General features: G+C 73.1%; 2 protein-coding genes. Both read left to right on the top strand.

Annotated elements, in window-relative coordinates; translation table 11 throughout:
- The first annotated feature begins 384 nt into the window (after positions 1 to 384).
- A complete protein-coding gene (locus tag ABD308_RS18190) occupies positions 385 to 2781 on the top strand; it encodes a SulP family inorganic anion transporter (protein ID WP_344335682.1) in 2397 nt (798 codons plus the stop codon).
- 211 nt (positions 2782 to 2992) lie between these two features.
- Entirely contained in the window at positions 2993 to 4969 is a 1977-nt protein-coding gene (gene acs, locus ABD308_RS18185) for an acetate--CoA ligase (RefSeq protein WP_344335680.1), read from the top strand.
- Positions 4970 to 5028: the final 59 nt, after the last annotated feature.

The following is a 5028-nucleotide window of genomic DNA, read 5'->3' as shown; positions in this document are numbered from 1 at the left end:
CCGCGCGCGTCCCCGACAGGCCCCCCCACCAGCAGATTCCCGTCCGTTCGACCACCACCCAATGGAGTGAATCCGGCGGTTATTCACTGTCGCTCCGGATGACGCTGTGCAAAGCTCTCATTACCCTCGGTTTACCGAGTCTTGATGTTCCGCCTCCGTCCCGGTGCCCCTCGCCGTTGCCTGGCTCCTCCCAGCGCCCCGCCGAGCGGCCGCCGGTCGGCCCGATGGACCAAGGCCCGGCCGGTGACACCCGCACTCCCGGCCCGACCGCGCCATCCCGCCACGCCGTCGCGACCCACGACAGCCGATCCGCTTCACCGAGCCCACGCCGGACTCACCGCCGGACCTGACTGCGTTCGTTCCCCCGGACAGACGGGAAGACCCATGACCCCCGACATCTCCAGCGCCCCCATCGCCTCCGACACCACCGACCACGCCCCACCGGGCCGACGTCCCCGCGCCGCCTGGGCGAGGGACCTCTCGGCCTCCCTGGTGGTGTTCCTGATCGCCGTGCCGTTCTCCCTCGGCATCGCCCTGGCCACCGGCGCCCCGCTCACCGCCGGCCTGGCCGCGGCGGCCGTCGGCGGCATCGTGGTCGGCCTGTTCGGCGGCACCTCGCTGCAGGTCAGCGGCCCCTCCGCCGCGCTCACCGTGATCACCGCCGGGCTCATCGCCCAGTACGGCTGGCAGGCCACCTGCGCCATCACCCTCGCCGCCGGCCTGCTCCAACTCCTGCTCGGGGTACGCCGGGTGGCCCGCACCGCGCTGGCCGTCTCACCCGCCATCGTGCACGGCATGCTGGCCGGTGTCGGCCTCGCCATCGCCATCGCGCAACTGCACGTCGTCCTCGGCGGCTCGCCGCAGAGCTCGGCACTCGCCAACCTGCTCGCCCTGCCCGGCCAGTTGGCGACCCCTCACCCCGCCGCCCTGACCGTCGGGGCGGTCACCGTCGCGGTGCTGCTCGGCTGGCCCCGGCTGAACCGACTCCCCGGCCGGTACGGGGAGTTCGGCACCCGGCTGGTCAAGGTCCCCGGCCCGCTCGCCGCGGTCGCCGCCGCCACCGCGCTCGCCGTCGCACTGGACCTGCGGCTCGCCCGGGTCGAACTGCCCGCCTGGCAGCCGCACGGCCTGGTCCCCGACCTGCCGCACGGCCCGCCGCTCGCCCTCCTCGCCGCCGTGCTGACCGTCACCGCCGTGGCGAGCGTCGAGTCGCTGCTCTCCGCCGTCGCGGTCGACCGGATGTCGCGCCGGACCGGGGACCTCGACCGCGAGCTGCGCGGCCAGGGCCTCGCCAACGTGGTCAGCGGACTGGTCGGCGGGCTGCCGGTCGCCGGCGGCGCGGTGCGCAGCACGGCCAACGTCCGGGCCGGGGCCCGGAGCCGCCGCGCCTCGGTGCTGCACGGGGTGTGGGTACTGGCGGCCGCGCTGGCCCTGAGCGGCGGTCTGCGCCGGATCCCGCTCGCCGCGCTCGCCGCCCTGGTGCTGGTCGTCGGCCTGCAGATGGTGAGCTTCGCGCACATCCGCAAGGTGCACCGGCACCGCGAGTTCCCGGTCTACCTGACCACCGTGGTCGCCGTGGTCCTGCTCGGCGTCCTGCCCGGGGTGGCGCTGGGCTCGGCGACGGCCGTGCTGCTCGCGCTCTACCGGCTGACCCGCGCCCACGTGGACGTCCTGGCCGGCCCCGACGGCTCGTTCACCGTGGAGACGCACGGCCCGCTCACCTTCACCGCGGTGCCCCGGCTCAGCCGGGCGCTGGGCGGCATCCCGCGCGGCGCCGAGGTCACCGTCGTCCACGACGGCTCCTTCCTCGACCACGCCGCGTACGAGACGGTGCACAGCTGGCGCACCGGCCACCAGGCGGGCGGCGGACGGGTGTCGATGGTGACGCGCCGCCAGGACGACGAGGTGCTCGACCCGGACGGCACCGTCCGCGCCGGCAGCTCCCCCGGTCCGCACCGCTGCCGCGCCTGGACGCCCTGGGTCGGCCACCACTGCATCGAGCAGCGGGAGGACCCGCACGGCCGGCTGCTGGACGGGGTCCGGGTGTTCCAGCTGCACACCGCCCCGCTGGTGCGGCCAGAGCTGGCCCGGCTCGCCCGGGAAGGCCAGACGCCCTCGCAGCTCTTCCTCACCTGCGCCGACTCCCGGCTGGTCACCAGCATGATCACCAACAGCGGTCCGGGCGACCTCTTCACCGTGCGCAACGTCGGCAACCTGGTGCCGGCGCCGCACGAGCCGGGCGCGGCCGACGACTCGGTGGCGGCGGCGGTCCAGTACGCGGTCGAGGTACTGGAGGTGCGGTCGATCACGGTCTGCGGGCACTCGGGCTGCGGGGCGATGAAGGCCCTGCTGGACGGCGTGCACGAGCAGCCCGGCCGGCCCACCCCACTGGCCCGCTGGCTGCGCAACGGCCGCGGTTCGCTGGACCGGCTGCGCCGGGCCCCGGCGGAGTTCGCCGACCGGGCGGCGGTCGACCTGAGCGAGCGGCTCTGCATCACCAACGTGGTCCAGCAGCTGGACCAGCTGATGGCCAACCCGGCGGTGGAGCGGCGGGTGGCCGAGGGCACCCTGCGGCTGGTCGGCATGTACTTCGACTTCGCCACCGCGCAGGCCTACGTGCTCGACCGGGAGAGCGGCCGGTTCGGTCCCGTCGAGGCGGCCGCCTCGCGGCAGGAACGCGACACGCCCGGAGACGGGGACGGATTCGAACAGGTTCCGGCCACCGGTACCGCCGTCACGGATCCGGGCCGGGGCGGAGGAGGTCCCGGGCTGGCGGCCTGAGAGCGGGCCCGCGTCCCGCCCGGCGGGCCAAGGACGCGGGCCGGGCTCCCACCCCGCCCCCGGAGCCCCGCCGACCTCGGTCGGCCGTTCGACGCCCGGTCAAAGGTCTACACCAATTACCCGGAGCCTCTTGTCAACAGACCTCTTCGCCTGGTGAGCTGTGCGCTGGGACACACGGGACAATCCCCACGCACGGGAAACGACCCCGATCATGACTCATGAGGAGTGCGCGTTGAGCAACGAGAGCCTGGCCAACCTGCTCAAGGAGGAGCGGCGCTTCGCCCCGCCGGCAGAGCTCGCCGCAGCCGCCAACGTCACCGCGGCCGCGTACGCTCAGGCCTCCGAGGACCGCCTCGGCTTCTGGGCCGAGCAGGCCCGCCGCCTCACCTGGGCCGTCGAGCCCACCGAGACGCTCGACTGGTCCAACCCGCCGTTCGCCAAGTGGTTCGCCGACGGCAAGCTCAACGTGGCCTACAACTGCGTCGACCGGCACGTCGAGGCCGGCAACGGCGACCGGGTCGCCATCCACTTCGAGGGCGAGCCCGGCGACGGCCGCTCGATCACCTACGCCCAGCTCAAGGACGAGGTCTCGCAGGCCGCCAACGCGCTGCTGGAGCTCGGTGTCGCCAAGGGCGACCGGGTCGCGATCTACCTGCCGATGATCGCCGAGGCGGTCGTCGCGATCCTCGCCTGCGCCCGGATCGGCGCCACCCACTCGGTGGTCTTCGGCGGTTTCTCCGCCGACGCCGTGGCCTCCCGCATCCAGGACGCCCAGGCCAAGCTGGTCATCACCGCCGACGGCGGCTACCGCCGCGGCAAGCCGTCCGCGCTCAAGCCAGCCATCGACGAGGCGCTGACCAAGGCCGACGGCGTCGAGCACGTCCTGGTCGTGCGCCGCACCGGCCAGGAGATCGCATGGACCGAGGGCCGTGACGTCTGGTGGCACGAGGCCACCGAGCGTCAGTCCACCGAGCACACCCCCGAGGCGCACGACGCCGAGCACCCGCTCTTCATCCTCTACACCTCGGGCACCACCGGGAAGCCCAAGGGCATCCTGCACACCTCGGGCGGCTACCTCACCCAGGCGAGCTACACCCACCACGCCGTCTTCGACCTCAAGCCGGAGACCGACGTCTACTGGTGCACCGCCGACATCGGCTGGGTCACCGGCCACTCGTACATCGTCTACGGCCCGCTCTCCAACGGCGCCACCCAGGTCATCTACGAGGGCACCCCGGACACCCCGCACCAGGGCCGGTTCTGGGAGATCGTCCAGAAGTACGGCGTGACCATCCTCTACACCGCGCCGACCGCGATCCGCACCTTCATGAAGTGGGGCGACGACATCCCCGCGAAGTTCGACCTGTCCTCGCTGCGGGTGCTGGGCAGCGTCGGCGAGCCGATCAACCCCGAGGCGTGGATCTGGTACCGCGAGCACATCGGCGCCGGCAAGACCCCGATCGTGGACACCTGGTGGCAGACCGAGACCGGCGCGATCATGATCAGCCCGCTGCCGGGCGTCACCGAGACCAAGCCGGGCTCCGCCCAGCGCGCGCTGCCGGGCATCGCGGCCACCGTGGTCGACGACAACGCCGCCGAGGTCCCCAACGGCTCCGGCGGCTACCTGGTGCTCACCGAGCCGTGGCCGTCCATGCTGCGCACCATCTGGGGCGACGACCAGCGCTACATCGACACCTACTGGTCGCGCTTCGAGGGCCGCTACTTCGCCGGCGACGGCGCCAAGAAGGACGAGGACGGCGATATCTGGCTGCTCGGCCGGGTCGACGACGTCATGCTGGTCTCCGGCCACAACATCTCGACCACCGAGGTCGAGTCCGCCCTGGTCGGGCACCCGTCGGTGGCCGAGTCCGCCGTCGTCGGCGCCACCGACGCCACCACCGGCCAGGCGATCGTCGCCTTCGTGATCCTGCGCGGCAGCGCCACCGACAGCCCCGAGCTGGTCGAGGAGCTGCGGGCGCACGTCGGCCGTACGCTCGGCCCGATCGCCAAGCCGAAGCAGATCAAGGTCGTCGGCGAGCTGCCGAAGACCCGCTCCGGCAAGATCATGCGCCGTCTGCTGCGCGACATCGCCGAGGGCCGCGAGGTCGGCGACACCACCACGCTGGCCGACTCCACGGTGATGAACCTCATCCAGGCCCAGCTTCCGGCGGCGGGCGGCGAGAGCTGATCCACCTCAGGCGACCTGTGTGACCAGGAGACCTGTGTGACGGTGCCCCGGGCGGTCGT

Origin of the sequence: Kitasatospora putterlickiae (genome assembly GCF_039527695.1) — a bacterium.
Lineage (GTDB): Bacteria > Actinomycetota > Actinomycetes > Streptomycetales > Streptomycetaceae > Kitasatospora > Kitasatospora putterlickiae.
Note: the sequence above shows the minus strand (reverse complement) of the source record. Positions and strands in the feature narration are given on the sequence as shown.

What these genes read in the sequence shown, in the direction of transcription:
- ABD308_RS18190 (WP_344335682.1), top strand. Translation starts at nt 385, where the DNA reads ATGACCCCCGACATCTCCAGCGCCCCCATCGCCTCCGACACCACCGAC.
- acs (WP_344335680.1), top strand. Translation starts at nt 2,993, where the DNA reads ATGACTCATGAGGAGTGCGCGTTGAGCAACGAGAGCCTGGCCAACCTG.